The 12,959-nt window shown below is 35.7% G+C and carries 14 protein-coding genes and 4 pseudogenes; 7 read left to right on the top strand and 11 right to left on the bottom strand.

The window, feature by feature from the left end; genetic code table 11:
* Nucleotides 1-3: 3 nt before the first annotated feature.
* From CVD27_RS07040 to CVD27_RS07015, 6 genes and pseudogenes are all read right to left on the bottom strand, one after another.
* A complete protein-coding gene (locus tag CVD27_RS07040; RefSeq protein WP_101647179.1) occupies nucleotides 4-717 on the bottom strand; it encodes a DUF3231 family protein in 714 nt (237 codons plus the stop codon).
* Between the two features lie 14 nt (nucleotides 718-731).
* Nucleotides 732-1,019, bottom strand: coding sequence for a DUF3231 family protein (locus CVD27_RS07035; RefSeq protein WP_101647178.1), 288 nt, complete (start codon nucleotides 1,017-1,019; stop codon nucleotides 732-734).
* A gap of 74 nt (nucleotides 1,020-1,093) precedes the next feature.
* Complete coding sequence (locus tag CVD27_RS28680) at nucleotides 1,094-1,225, bottom strand: hypothetical protein (protein WP_257984292.1); 132 nt, start codon at nucleotides 1,223-1,225, stop codon at nucleotides 1,094-1,096.
* An 880-nt stretch (nucleotides 1,226-2,105) separates the two neighbouring features.
* Entirely contained in the window at nucleotides 2,106-2,342 is a 237-nt protein-coding gene (locus CVD27_RS28475) for an SHOCT domain-containing protein (protein ID WP_219621286.1), read from the bottom strand.
* Nucleotides 2,343-2,553: 211 nt separating this feature from the next.
* Nucleotides 2,554-3,139 (bottom strand): annotated as a pseudogene (locus CVD27_RS07020) (IS110 family transposase); the annotation flags it as partial.
* A 216-nt stretch (nucleotides 3,140-3,355) separates the two neighbouring features.
* Nucleotides 3,356-3,844: a CBO0543 family protein gene (locus CVD27_RS07015; protein ID WP_101647177.1), complete on the bottom strand. Its 489-nt coding sequence runs from the start codon at nucleotides 3,842-3,844 to the stop codon at nucleotides 3,356-3,358.
* Between the two features lie 571 nt (nucleotides 3,845-4,415).
* Between CVD27_RS07015 and CVD27_RS07010 the strand changes: the two genes are divergently transcribed.
* Nucleotides 4,416-4,667, top strand: a complete 252-nt coding sequence (locus CVD27_RS07010) for a DUF2255 family protein (RefSeq protein ID WP_257984291.1) — start codon at nucleotides 4,416-4,418, stop codon at nucleotides 4,665-4,667.
* Between the two features lie 118 nt (nucleotides 4,668-4,785).
* Nucleotides 4,786-5,128 (top strand): annotated as a pseudogene (locus tag CVD27_RS07005) (IS3 family transposase); the annotation flags it as partial.
* A 416-nt stretch (nucleotides 5,129-5,544) separates the two neighbouring features.
* Here the strand turns inward: CVD27_RS07005 and CVD27_RS27750 are convergent.
* A complete protein-coding gene (locus CVD27_RS27750; protein WP_180960190.1) occupies nucleotides 5,545-6,264 on the bottom strand; it encodes a hypothetical protein in 720 nt (239 codons plus the stop codon).
* A 1,306-nt stretch (nucleotides 6,265-7,570) separates the two neighbouring features.
* Here CVD27_RS27750 and CVD27_RS06995 point away from each other — a divergent pair.
* Nucleotides 7,571-7,978, top strand: coding sequence for a GNAT family N-acetyltransferase (locus tag CVD27_RS06995; protein WP_257984290.1), 408 nt, complete (start codon nucleotides 7,571-7,573; stop codon nucleotides 7,976-7,978).
* 185 nt (nucleotides 7,979-8,163) lie between these two features.
* On the opposite strand, the gene CVD27_RS27980 is transcribed toward CVD27_RS06995, so the two are convergent.
* Together CVD27_RS27980 and CVD27_RS06985 are read right to left on the bottom strand one after the other, a co-directional pair.
* A complete protein-coding gene (locus CVD27_RS27980; RefSeq protein ID WP_180960189.1) occupies nucleotides 8,164-8,469 on the bottom strand; it encodes a hypothetical protein in 306 nt (101 codons plus the stop codon).
* 279 nt (nucleotides 8,470-8,748) lie between these two features.
* Nucleotides 8,749-9,057, bottom strand: a complete 309-nt coding sequence (locus tag CVD27_RS06985; protein WP_257984296.1) for an MFS transporter — start codon at nucleotides 9,055-9,057, stop codon at nucleotides 8,749-8,751.
* A 178-nt stretch (nucleotides 9,058-9,235) separates the two neighbouring features.
* Here CVD27_RS06985 and CVD27_RS06980 point away from each other — a divergent pair, with 178 nt between their 5' ends.
* Nucleotides 9,236-9,862: an isochorismatase family cysteine hydrolase gene (locus CVD27_RS06980; RefSeq protein WP_101647173.1), complete on the top strand. Its 627-nt coding sequence runs from the start codon at nucleotides 9,236-9,238 to the stop codon at nucleotides 9,860-9,862.
* A 298-nt stretch (nucleotides 9,863-10,160) separates the two neighbouring features.
* Here CVD27_RS06980 and cyoE read toward each other — a convergent pair whose 3' ends face one another.
* Nucleotides 10,161-11,048 carry a heme o synthase gene (gene cyoE, locus CVD27_RS06975; RefSeq protein WP_101647172.1) on the bottom strand — a complete coding sequence of 296 codons (888 nt, stop codon included), beginning with the start codon at nucleotides 11,046-11,048 and terminating at the stop codon, nucleotides 10,161-10,163.
* A gap of 407 nt (nucleotides 11,049-11,455) precedes the next feature.
* On the opposite strand from cyoE, the pseudogene CVD27_RS06970 reads away from it, so the two are divergent.
* The 3 genes and pseudogenes from CVD27_RS06970 to CVD27_RS06960 form a co-directional block, all read left to right on the top strand.
* Nucleotides 11,456-11,518: pseudogene (locus CVD27_RS06970) on the top strand (Lrp/AsnC ligand binding domain-containing protein); the annotation flags it as partial.
* A 1-nt stretch (nucleotide 11,519) separates the two neighbouring features.
* Nucleotides 11,520-11,984, top strand: coding sequence for a hypothetical protein (locus CVD27_RS06965; RefSeq protein ID WP_257984289.1), 465 nt, complete (start codon nucleotides 11,520-11,522; stop codon nucleotides 11,982-11,984).
* Nucleotides 11,985-12,336: 352 nt separating this feature from the next.
* Nucleotides 12,337-12,591 (top strand): hypothetical protein, encoded by a 255-nt coding sequence (locus tag CVD27_RS06960; RefSeq protein ID WP_101647171.1) that lies wholly within the window; start codon nucleotides 12,337-12,339, stop codon nucleotides 12,589-12,591.
* A 190-nt stretch (nucleotides 12,592-12,781) separates the two neighbouring features.
* Here the strand turns inward: CVD27_RS06960 and CVD27_RS06955 are convergent.
* Nucleotides 12,782-12,959 (bottom strand): annotated as a pseudogene (locus tag CVD27_RS06955) (IS110 family transposase); the annotation flags it as partial.

Raw genomic sequence — 12,959 nt, 5'->3', positions numbered from 1 at the left:
TCCCTATTTCTTTTTGGATTTAGCTATTTCAAATTCATCTATTGATGACGGGGGTTTTTCCATCCAACCGTGTTCGATCATTATGTTTGCTCCATCTTCTGCAAATTGAACACCCTCAAGGAATAGACGAATAAACTTAGAACCTAAGTCACGTCTAGCAACCGTACCCGTTGCAGTTCCATAATAGCCAAGAGACATACCTGTAAGCATTGATACTTGAAACATCATTAACTTATCAGAAAAAGGAGGAGTTGTAGATTTAAGAACTTCTGAATCATATGTGGGCGATTCAGAAATATTTTCTTCAGAAAGAATATGTGCCAAAACCTCCACCACTTTACTAGCGATATTTGCTCCACTTATCATATAATTTTGAACCTCTTTTAATCCAGCAACTTGGGCAAAGCCTAATAGTAACGCTTTACCAACAGAATTTCTTTGCATATTTTCATAAAAGTGCATAATTTCTAGAGAATTGATTGGACGGCGTTCTCCAAACCAACCTGTTAAATATCCTTTTTTCTCAATGAATTCAACTTTATCTGGAATTGGGATATAAGCAGGTCTAGCATATAAGCCTTTTTCTAATGAGATGTTTAAGGATTTAAAATATAATTCCCTTGTAAGGTCAATAGCACTTGAAAAAAGTTCTAAAATATCGGAGCGTGTACAACTGGATAAGGCTGCACCATATGCGGTCAATCCGTGTCTTGCCATATTGTGAACAAAATTTAAAAAAAGGTATCAGAATATAGTGCAGGTGCATTTATATTAACATCCTCATTTTCACTAAAAGCAACGGGAATGGGATGATTTTCTTTAATATAAATTCCTTTAATATTTTGTAACATTTTTTCTGATATAGAAATTGCAAAACTTATTACGTTTCGTATTTCCTCATCTTGGGTCTTTTCTTTAAAATACATCAATTCACACTTAGACATACTATTATTCATATATCCAGTCCATAGCTGAGCTATTTCAGCAGAAGTAAGACGAATATTATGTTCTGAATTCATAAGAGATTAACCTCCAGTGTCATATATTTATAAAATGCCTTTATTAAGGATAATAATGTATTTTTTATTTATTATTATTGTTTTTTATTAATTAATGACCTTTCCTTCAATTGTTTTGGAGGAAAATAGCTTTTCTTTTCAAGAGAAACAATTTCACCAATTCTACAACCTGTTGAAAACATAAATTCAAATAATGCCTTTTCCATTGGAGTAAAACACGCTTCCCTCAAATGTTCAATTTCTCTCTTTGTTAAAAATTTTGGAATTCGTTTCCTTGTTTGGGTTCTTTGATTTTCGCAGCTGGGTTTTTGGGTATATGCACTTCCTCGTGTGACCAACGAAATATAGATTTAATGAATCTAATCCGATGAGCTAAACTTGATGGTTTTAAGTGTTCACTTGATTTTGCTAAGTATTCCTTCAGGTTCTCAGTTATCATAGATTCAATATGTACATCGTTAAGTGTTGGATAAGTAGCTTAGATTGGAGCTTTACGCTTTTAAGGTCTGAGGAGAGAATCCTTCAATCCTTTTATCCGATTCATAAAGTCTCCAGGATTTTGACAATAACACAGTAATTCCTCCTTAATCGTTATATTAGAGGAATTATTACCTTGATTATAGAAATGAAAACGTTAGGTATTGAACTATCTGGGCAGGTTAGCTTAATAAGAATGTTAAAATAGAAGTTAAAAAGGTGATGTGTAAATGCCAATATTTCCAGATGAAGTCGCCTTCTCTCATTATTTGAAACGGAACCAATATTATTAGATTCAACATCAAATGACTTGCCATTTTATTATAATGAAGCAACCTACCGTTTCTCTATATAGAAGAGGACTTTATTGTTAAGCTGTCCCCATCCTATGGTGAAGCTAAAATATAAGTGAATGAGTGTAATTCCAAAAGATTGTTGTCGCTATTGGATTTAAAGCGGGTTAAGAAGTTTAAATTACGGAAGATTGAACAAACGTGGCAGGTTCATTTAATAGCTGGAAGAGATATATATAAGTGTTTCCAAAACCAAGTCTGTTTAATGATACAAAGAACACCAGATTTAATCCGATGTCCTTAGTTGTGTATTTAGTTACAATAGCAATTTATCCAACAATATTCTCTTTTTAGACTTAAATTCTTCTTCAGTAATTAAACCTGATTGTTTAAGCTCTCCTAATTGTTTTATCAACATAATAACTTCAAGATCATGATCGTTGGAATTTTCCTCAGAATCGTTAATTAATTCAACGATTCCAATTTTAGAAACGGTTATTAATGGAATGAATAGAACCCAAAGTGATGATACAGAAGAGAACAATTTACCCAAGTTACTTCGCTCCTTTCTATTAATCTATTATATATTATGTTTTTGGTTAATTTTAGCAATATAATCTTGCAATATTTTTTTGAAATCCAAATTTCCTGTACACTTATATAGGCTAGCTTTTGTGAGGCATGCTAGAAGTGAATCTAAAATGCATATTTTTTAAAAGCAATGTTTGTCAGGGTAATAGTGAAAGAAGTAACTGCTTCTTGTCACCTTTTCCTTTAACGTCTTTAAATACCTGTCTAAGTTCAGGGAAAACGATATCTACCCAACAATTGATTTGATTAACCGCACTAACAAGTCGTTTAACAGTTATGTCACGATTTGACATTATTATTCCTAGTTTTTCAAAGGCCTCTGAAGTAGGACGAATAAAGGAGTATTAACCATTCTTGACCATATCAGTAATGACAAGAGCGTCTTTTTTATCGCTTTTGGATTGGGTATTATCACGGTTTTCTTTATTCTTTTTTACAAGATGGGGGTTAACAGTTACTGCTTCTATTTCTTGAACATAACCATTTTGATAGGTTAATCCAGTAATGTCCTGTAGGCTCCATGCCAACAATAGTTGAATGAAATCCTCCTAAGATTTTTAACTGGTTAATCCACTGTAGTAATTTCGTAAAACCCTCTTCATTATTTTCAAATGTAAGAGGATCTCCAATTATTATTCCACGGAAATTTACAGCTCTAGCTACGTGTAATTCTTGGGCAATATCCACACCGACCGCAAGGTGTTTATCTGAAATTCTTTCGATTAGTTGATTTTGTTTGTCTTGCATCTTAAACTTCATATTAGGGTTCCTCCTTAAGGTTTTGAGTTAGAGTGGTGTCTATACTCATATCTTACTGAGGGATCTAATTTTTTTCAAAGTTGATAATTAGCTTTCTACAGGAATTCTAACGTGGCAGTTTAATGAAATAAGATTATGAACCCTTTTCAATGTATATAAATTCATAGTAGAAATTTAAAAGCGATTTTCATTAAAAAATCCTGTACCCAAAGAAAATTAATTTTTTGGAACAGGACTGTTATTTGCTTTTCGGACTATAGCGATGAAAGCCCGAGAAATAAGAAAAGTTATACTTAAAGTCCAGAAGCTAGTTAAGGAATTCCACCCCTTTTTAAATTTAAGTAAAGACGTTTTCTTTTCTAAGAAATGCTCTGTTGCAGCCATTGGAATACTAAAACAAAATGTTTTAACAAATATACCTAAAATATTAGATTTCTTTGTAACTTGGTTATAGTAAACACAGGTTATTGGATAAAGTAAATAATCGAAAATAAAGCTAAAATCAAATGATTTAAATAATTTTATTGGATATTTGATGTATCCCTTTTTCACAACTAAATTATCTAAAATTGAAGATAAAAATCCTTTAAAAAGAAAGATAAGTAACCAATCTTTTGCGGGTGGTTTTCTAATCAAATTTATGAATGAGATTATTCCAAAAATTAATAAAGCCCTTAATATATTTTTCTCTAATGTGTGTTTCATAACTTCACCTCATAGGTAAGTATGCCCAATTCGATAGAGGAAATATTTAAGATAAAGGTTTTAATTGTTGGTGGTTGTTCAACTAAAGTGACAAGTTAATTTATCAATAATTTCAAACTGAATGAGATATTCCAAACACATATAGGAAGGCCAGAAGGAAGCATTTGAAGATAAAAGTTAGTCTATTCTCTTGGTTTCGTGTTACTCGAAGATGGTTGGATTATTTAAATCATCCCAATTTGTTGGATTGGTGCGGCAACACTTCTTTTGCGGTCATCTTGTTTGGGTTTAACCGTTCGTTGTCAAAAAGCACAGGGGCGTGACATATAATGAACAATCTTGTTTCATCTGTTTAATAATCAACAAATAGACGTTATCTAACCATTGCAAGCATTCCGTTTCTGTTTAAAATTAAGAACAAACATGTTAAAGGAGGATACACAATGTCCACATGGTTAAAGGATGAACTGCTCAAGATTGCTGATGCTGATGACCTGCACATTTCACCGTTCCGTGAGGATGGGGTAAACCGACCTGGATCTGGTCCGTCGAGGTTGACGAAGCCCTTTATGTGCGTGCCTATTACGGACAGGACTCTCGTTGGTACCAGGCTGCAGTAAAGCAGAAGGCTGGGAGGATTGCTGTTGCCGGTATGACGAAGGATGTCAATTTTGAGCTGGTGGTGGAAGGTCCGACCAACGACATCATCGACAATGCCTATCGTAAGAAGTACAGTAGCAGCCCATATCTTAGATCGATGATTAGCCCCTGCGCCCGATCTGCGGACAGTCAAGGTCATGCCACAATGACCCCCACATTATAGAGATAGTGGGATATGGATTTCAAAATGCCTAGTTCTATAAAGCAACTTACTAAATAAATAGAAAAAAGCCGATTTTCCAAATGAAGTCGCACCTTGTAGCCTGTATTATCACCCTAGAAGACCAACCTATTCGCTTGTTTCAACAATGTAACCTCAAGCTTTTGACCATTTAACAGACAAGGATAAACTCCTTATTCATTCTGATCAAGGCTGGCATTATCAAATGAAACAATCCCGTCAAGCCCTCAGTAAACGTGTCATTACACAAAGTATGTCACGCAAAGGGAACTGTTACGATAACGCCGTGATGGAAAATTTCTTTGGCATTATTGAAATCCGAATCTCTTTATCTAAAGGAATTTGAGAGTGTGGAACACTTTAAGCAAGAATTAGAAAAGTATATCAATTACTATAATCACAAACGAATCAAGGCAAAATTAAAAGGTATGTGCCCAGTTTAATACAGAGCTCATGCCCAACAAGTTGCCTAATGTGTCTAACTTTACGGGGTATGTTTATTACTAGCTATTTTTATTTACCACTCATTGCCAACACATTTACCAACGGAGTAATGTTAAGGAAAAAGGATTTGTAACGTAGGATTTGCGGAGATAAAAAAAGTCTAATTCCTCTGCATTTTTACCGAGGAATTAGACGAATAATCTTCCGCAATCGCGCCCGATTGTTGAAGATAAAATTACAGAGATGATAAAAAGAACTTCCCATATTAACTAAAGCTCCCCGGGCATTTGAAAACACCAATAAAAAAGCGGGTAAAATGGAGGAGGAGTATGAACAATAAATTAAAAATTTTTATGAAGGGGAATATTTTGTTAAAATGTCTGGACCACGTTACCTAAACCCTCGACCTAATTCACTAAAATAGGAACTTTCCCACACCGATTAGACTACTAATAATTCCTATTCCATTCATGGTGCCTTTTCCCACTTTAAGTAAGCTTCCAAATATCCCCGGCTGACCATTCCCATTGTTATTCCCCCATCCCAGGGGATTTACATGTCCTCCCCAGCCTGCAGGGTTTCCAAAATCGCCCCACTTCGCCTGCTGCCCACTGGCGTTAAAGCCAAAAGGATTGACGGATGGCGGCAGCATAGCGGCGAGAGGCCCTTGTGCGAATATCCCCGCATGATTGCCCGGCTGCGCCCAAGAGAAGGGCTGTTTTTGGAAATGGTAACCCGCATGGCTGGCTGATGGAGCCCAACCTAGAGGCTGTCCTTGTGCGAACATCCCTGCATGGTTTATCGGCTGCGCCCAAGGAGTGGACTGTCCTTGAGACATAAAACCTGGATGTTTGGGAAACTGCGGCGAGTTGGTAGGCTCTTCATATGACTCCCAATCGTTAGGAGCGACCGGCGGCAATAAATTTCCTTTGTGTCCTTGAGACATGAAACCCGGATGGTCGTGAAGCTGAGGCCAGTTGGCCGGCTGCTCATGTGACTCCCAAACGTTAGGATTGACCGGCAGAAGCCAATTTCCTTTGTGTTCTTGTGACATAACACCCGGATGTTCGGGAAGCTGCGGCCAATTGTCAGGCTGCTCATGTGACTCCGAATCGTCAAGATTGACCGGAGGCAACCAATTTCCGAGTTGTTTTTGAGACGTGGAACCCTCATGGTCAGCCGGTTGCGGCCAGTTGGTTGGCTCCATCTTCGCCTCCCAATCGTCATGATCCACCAACGGCACCGAATTTCCGTTGTGTCCATGGGGTGTAAAGCCCTTATTGTCAACCGGTGTTGTCCAACTGGAAGAAGGCTCTTGTAATGTCAAGCTCATCTGGCGGGCGGAAGAAGTCCAATTAGCAGGCAGTTCCATACGATCAAAACCCTTTAAACCCCCGGGCCTCTTCCACCCAGCAGTATAGACTCGACAACTCAAACCCTCGGGAATCCCAAGACCATTTATTCCTCTAAGATTGGGTAATTGGGGCTGTGAATATAATGGTACTGAAATTCGGTTATAATATAGCGTCCCGCTCCCCTTAGAATTCACATACCAATAATGGTGCATAGCTTATTCTCCTCATTTAAAAAACGTACTGTTTGACTTAACCTATGTAATATTGCTTTTTGTGGCTGGTTTAATAACTAGATCTACAAGCCCATATTTAAAAGAATGGGTGCATAGCTATAAAAAACAATTTTTCTTGCCGTATGGAACTCGGAATTTAGTTGAAGGGGAAGCTAAGAAAGTATGGGCTTCCCCTTCCTTATAGTCAAGTTATCCGTCAGAATCCGGACAAATGATTCCGTCAATTTCTTGCCAAAATAGAACGTCATTAACAATCTACAAGTAAACTAAGACCTTCTAGAGTATGAGAAACTTTAAAACCCTCACGATATGGTTTGCCTTTAACTAAAAACTCTAAGACCAAATAAAAAATGGTCAACCAGAAATATTTAGCATTCATGCTAACCTTATCATACGAACGGGGCAGGTTACTTAAAAAAAGAAAAGGCTTAATTGATAAAAAGAGCGGCTAACGGGTTCGGACTAAGAGTACAAAAACTTAATTAGCGTATCAATTTTAGGTTCAAATCTCATATGATTTGGACCTTTTACTTTTGTTGATTCTATATGGTTGATCGACAATTGACATATAAATAAACAAACAAATTAGCACATGAATTAACAGAATGACAATAGCTGATGTCATACGTTCTATAAGTACGCTAAAATGGGTTCCAAAAATAGTGCTAAAATACATGTCAAATATAGAGTGAGATAATTAATTTCCGTTAATTTTCTTTGGGATATTGAAAAATATAGTAAAATTTTTAAAGAAAGGGGAAGAGAAAAATGATAATAAGCCCTATTGAAGTTAGCGATGCCGAAAATTTTTTGGAATTAAGCAAGAAAATTGATGAGTCTAGTTTTATGTTGTTTGACTGGAGAACGACAAACAACTGTTGAACAACAAAGAAAATCGATTGAAAGAAGTTTGTCTGAACAAAACTCAATCTTCTTTGTTGCCGAAATTGAAAACAAACTTGTCGGATTTATTGCAGTAATAGGAAGCAATTTAAATAGAAATCGACATTCCGCAAATATTGTTTTGAGTGTTCTTGAAGACTATCGAGGACAAGGCATGGCGACTAAGCTATTCAACAAAGTGTTTGAATGGGCAAAGGAAGTTGGAATTTTAAGATTAGGGCTTACGGTTATCAAAGATAACAAAAAGGCATTCAACTTATATAGCAAGATGGGGTTCGGTTTAGAAGGAGAAAGGGTCCAATCGTCAAAAATTAACGGAGAATTTGTAAATGAATATTACCTATATAAATTGTTATAAAGCCAATAAATAAACAATTAAAGCACCTTTCGAAAAGGTGCTTTAATAATGTCTAAATTACTGCTAAATTCATTGCTAATTTGCACACCAAATTATTGCTAAATGGACGTATTTTTTTAATGTTATGTACGATTTTGTCCTTCAAAACCGAACCAGTTAGAAAATATCTAACCAGTTTTTTAAGATTACAGTTGACGTGACTGCTTTATCTTTCTTGAAGAGACTGGAATGCTGCTCAGGCATGATAATAGCAATGCTACAAGTAAAAGACTAACGAAAAATCCAAAGCTCAGGCTGAAACTTGATGACACGTTTAGGATTCGGCTCGCTATTGAAGGGCCAAATGACATTCCTAAAAAGTTGATTAAGTTATAGATCCCTATCCCCATTGCACTTTTTTCCTTCTTTATCGTGTGGGGAATATCAATATTGATGACAATGGTAAGGATTGTAAAGCCTATATTAATAAGGGCAATTCCAACACTTACCACTGCATCTGAATATACGATGTGGTTCCCTGAATATTTCCCAAGGGCACTGGTTCAGTGGGGTTACGTCCTTCGTGGCAGCACTATTAATAAAACTAAGCAAAAGGAACCGAATAAAAGCATAGAATCGAAAAACTGACAGATCCATAAATATCCCGACATTTTGACGTTTGCCATGGATCCCCATAAAAAATACAGATATCACTGTAATGATTAGCAAATAACCATTTAATTTGACTCCTAAAATAAACGTCCCGACAAAAATCAATACATAAAGGAAGCCTAAAAATCAAACGGTTGGGTGAGCTTCTTCTGATTGGCATACCCCGAAGGGACAAACCAAATAATTCCTAGCAAAGTGAAAATAGACATACTCATTAATAAAAATAGGGAATGCCAGCCCCAAGAATGAGTAAAGAAGCCTCCCAGCAAAAATCCTATTCCTGAACCTAGTGATAGACAGGCACCTATTAATGTTAGAGCCAGATTGCGTTTAGGTAAGGCGAGAAACTGATTCGTCAGGATCATGGATAATGCAATAAACGAACTACCACCGGACGCTTGAATCATACGAGCCAAGACCACAACGATAAAATCATTCGTCTGTACCCTATAAGGGTACCTGTAACGAATAAACTAATCCCAAAGATTAATAAACTCTTAATATTGTCACTCATTAAATTCAAAATTTCATTTTCCTAAGGAATTTTAAGTCAATGTCGTTCGTATAATCGATAAGTGAAAGCATAAAAAAGGTGGGAACCATTCTATGTTTAAACCAAACCCTGCGAATACTGCAATTGTTATTACTGACCCTCAAAATGACTTTTTGTCTCCAGACGGAAGAGGATATCATTTGACAAAGGCTAACATTAAACAGAATAATACTTTAGCCAACTTGGAACTACTATTAGGCACTGCCCGTAGTAAAGGTTATCAACTCTTTGTTTCCCCACACTTCTTATATCCACATGACTATGATTGGCGGTTTACAGGGAACGAACAAGAGATGTTGATAAGTTTGCGTGTCTATCAGAAATTAAATCAATATAGTCCTCCAACTTCAGAAGCCGATTATGTTCCAACTTTAGCACCGTATATCTGGGACAAAACAACCGTCATTGCAACACCTCACAAGGTGGCCAGTCCTCAGACAAATGATCTGGTCTATCAACTAAGACAACGAAGAAAAGAACAAGTAATTTTGGCTGGGGTATTGTCAAACGTATGTGTTGAATCGCATATGAGAGATTTAATCGAAAATGGCTTCAAGACAGCTGTTGTTTACGATGCAACTGCCACAATTAGTGAAAACGATTTTCATGCTGCTGTTACGAACTACCGAGCTTTCAGTAGTGCTACATGGACAACACGAGAAGCTATATCAAATATGTAATGATACTCTTAAAAAGGCATACTAAAGGGAAGATTATTCTTTGTTTAAATGTAATGTTTCAGCCGTTAGGTGCTTTCGGTCGGAATCCTTTCATTAATACTAATTTTGATAGTAAATACACTAAGAAGCTATATGCTTATTTCTACAAAACAACTTTCTAAAGCTGCTATAGCCCAAGAACTATGAAGAGGTTAGCTAAAGAATGAATTAAGAAGAAAAGGTGAAATGATCTTCCAAGACCTAAAAATGAAAAATGTAGAGTGATGAAACAAAAAGAACCCTTGAGCCAGGGTTCTTTTTAAATGGACATCACGATAATAGATATAAGAAATAACATCATATGAATAACGGAGTATCTAAACATCCGCGTCGCCCAATGTTGTTCATTTTGTGTAGCAAATCCGCTGATAGATAAAATGATCCATCCGATATTTAAAAGTGTCATAAACCCGATGAAAAACAAACCAAGAGATTTCATGAAGAATGGCATTGGAATCAAACAGATAAGATAAAATAGAAGGTGTATTTTCGTTTTCTTAATTCCTGATACAACAGGTAACATGGCGAATCCTGCCCGTTTGTAATCATCAAATCTTCGTATGGCGATGGAATAAGTATGGGGCATTTGCCAAATGAATATGATGAGTGCCATCATCATTGGAATAAGTTGAAAACTGCTGGATAACACAGACCAACCGATTAACGGTGTAACGCATCCTGATACGGCACCAATAATCGTGTTCCATGAGTATTTTTGTTTGCTCCAAAATGTGTACAAGACCACATAAAAAAACCAACCAATGAATGAAAATAGGAACACTTCGGCATTAGTAAAAAGCAATATTAAAAAACCTAGGATGCTTGTAGTAATTCCTAAAGTTAAAACAAACTTCTTGCTAAACTCTCCATTAGCACTCGGTCTACTTTTAGTTCGCTCCATTAGTTTATCTAAATCGGCTTCGTACCAATTATTCAACATTAAAGCACCAGCAATGACAAAGGCACTTCCTATTAATGTAACAAAGAAAGAGGTAAGTTGTTCAGCAAGTGGAAGATGATTGATATGCGAAGATAAAAAATATCCTGCCAGCACAGGAAGCACATTGATAACAAAGACTTTCCCTTTAATGAGGCTGATTAGGTTTTTAAAGAAATTTTTAGGTGTTTTAGTTTGCATTTGGTTCATATCTATTCCTCTCTCTATAAATCCAACAGACTACTCATTTTAACACAAATATTCTTCGAATGCTTATGGTTTTGTTTTTGAATTTCTAATACCACTTCAAGTCCTGTTGTCAGATAAGGGGGAGGAGTACAATTAACCGCAAGGTAGAAAGGCTCCCTTCTAATCGACTAGTTTACTAGTAAGGATTGTTTAAATCTTAATCAACTAACTGGGGTACAATAGTTATAGATTCAGCTGCCATTGTGGTGGCTTTTTCTTCTTGTACTAACGGTGCAGAAAAGTTAAATATATGCACAGTTACTGACCCCACCAACATTGGTAGGGGTTTTCTTTGTCCTAATATCTAACGAACTAACTACAGTCATAATTAATTTAAGCACAAATTAATTAAAGTGAATTTTATTCTATATACACTGACAGGAAGCCATGATTATTTGCTTAAGATTGTAGCGAAGGACATGGAGAGTTATAGTGCAAAAAAAGTGGTTATTTAATATTGCAATGGTACTAATCTCATGGATAACATTACCCTTTTTGAACTGGCAAAGTATAAAAAGATTTTTCCCAGCCTTTATCTTTGTATTTTTAATAAATTGTATTGATGTTCCGATTGGAAAGAAACGTAGATGGTGGTCTTTCTATAATAAACCAAATTCATTTTTTTATAATGAATTTCCTTTCTTAATAGGACCCATGCTAGCAGTGGCTTTATGGACATTAAAATGGTCATACGGTAATTTCAAAAAATTTATTATGATTAACGCTTTTTTTCAGTTGATTTTTATTATTCTAGCTAAAAGTTTATTTCAAAAGATTAAATTATTTAAATTGGTGCGTCTAAATGGATTTCAATTCTACCTATACTTTTTTTACAAGGCGTTTCTTTTATATGGATTTCAATACATTTATGAAAATAAAAAGAGATATTTCAACTAACAGGTGCGATTCTTCTATAACGAAGGTCGCTTTTTTCCTTTCCTACAAGAAAGATTGTGAAATGTTGCACTTAAACTAACGGGTTAAGAGTTTACAGAACGGGGTTGCAGGAGGCGACCCTTTTTTTTTTGCTAACGGGAACGGCTGCGTTAGTTCAACACGAAATAAGTAGTAGATTTTCAAAAATTGGGTGCAAGAGTTGAAGATCAGTGCTGTAATTTTGGCAGCTTTTTTTATTGGACTAACGTGGCAGTTTAGTTGAAAAAGGTGAATTTCCCCAAGTTACAAAAAAACATTATGTAAGGTATAATTAAGCTATTAAATAAGGTATCGCTATTAATAGGGTGAGATAATGGATTTATTGGGTGCAATGTCTGTTTTGATTGGTTTTATAGCGTTATATGGTGGATTCGCCTATAATAAAAAAAGACACGAAGATGATGGTTTAGATGGTTCTGGAGCTGATTCAATTATCGGTGCCATCGTCGCTTTATTCGTTGTCATCTTATTGAGACTGTTGCCATATCAGGTTACCAAAACATTGTTATTTATATTTGCCTTTATTTGTTTTTGTTTTAGTGTTTATGCATTTACTCACTTACACTAATGGGGGCTTGAGTTTATACAAAGAGTCGTATTTGCGGCTTTTTTTCTTGTTCAACTAAACCAGCTAATAGTTTGTCAATATTTTTCAATAAAATTTTTAAAAATCGCATGATATTAAAAATGTGCATGCCAAATAACCTTCCGTTAATTCATTTTTGGAAGGTTTTGTGCTTTTTAGTTTAATTTAGGTTCTAAGCTATATCTTGGAAGGTCGATTTGCTTTTTAATAAGGCAAAAATCCAATGTAAGAGCTTATTTACACAGGCGATAACAGCTACTTTAAAAGGTTTTCCTTCTTCACGTTTCTTATCATAAAACTCTCGTAATTTCTTATTACGAGGAATGATATCATCGCTTGTTTTGCTCTTA

It is taken from the genome of Neobacillus cucumis, assembly GCF_002860255.1.
Lineage (GTDB): Bacteria > Bacillota > Bacilli > Bacillales > Cytobacillaceae > Neobacillus > Neobacillus cucumis_A.
The sequence above is the reverse complement of the archived record's forward strand: the minus strand, read 5'-3'. Positions and strand labels throughout refer to the sequence as shown.

What these genes read in the sequence shown, in the direction of transcription:
- cyoE (WP_101647172.1), bottom strand. Translation starts at nt 11,048, where the DNA reads ATGAACCAAATGCAAACTAAAACACCTAAAAATTTCTTTAAAAACCTA.
- CVD27_RS28680 (WP_257984292.1), bottom strand. Translation starts at nt 1,225, where the DNA reads ATGGAAAAGGCATTATTTGAATTTATGTTTTCAACAGGTTGTAGAATT.
- CVD27_RS06980 (WP_101647173.1), top strand. Translation starts at nt 9,236, where the DNA reads ATGTTTAAACCAAACCCTGCGAATACTGCAATTGTTATTACTGACCCT.
- CVD27_RS07040 (WP_101647179.1), bottom strand. Translation starts at nt 717, where the DNA reads ATGGCAAGACACGGATTGACCGCATATGGTGCAGCCTTATCCAGTTGT.
- CVD27_RS07015 (WP_101647177.1), bottom strand. Translation starts at nt 3,844, where the DNA reads ATGAAACACACATTAGAGAAAAATATATTAAGGGCTTTATTAATTTTT.
- CVD27_RS07035 (WP_101647178.1), bottom strand. Translation starts at nt 1,019, where the DNA reads ATGAATTCAGAACATAATATTCGTCTTACTTCTGCTGAAATAGCTCAG.
- CVD27_RS06960 (WP_101647171.1), top strand. Translation starts at nt 12,337, where the DNA reads ATGGATTTATTGGGTGCAATGTCTGTTTTGATTGGTTTTATAGCGTTA.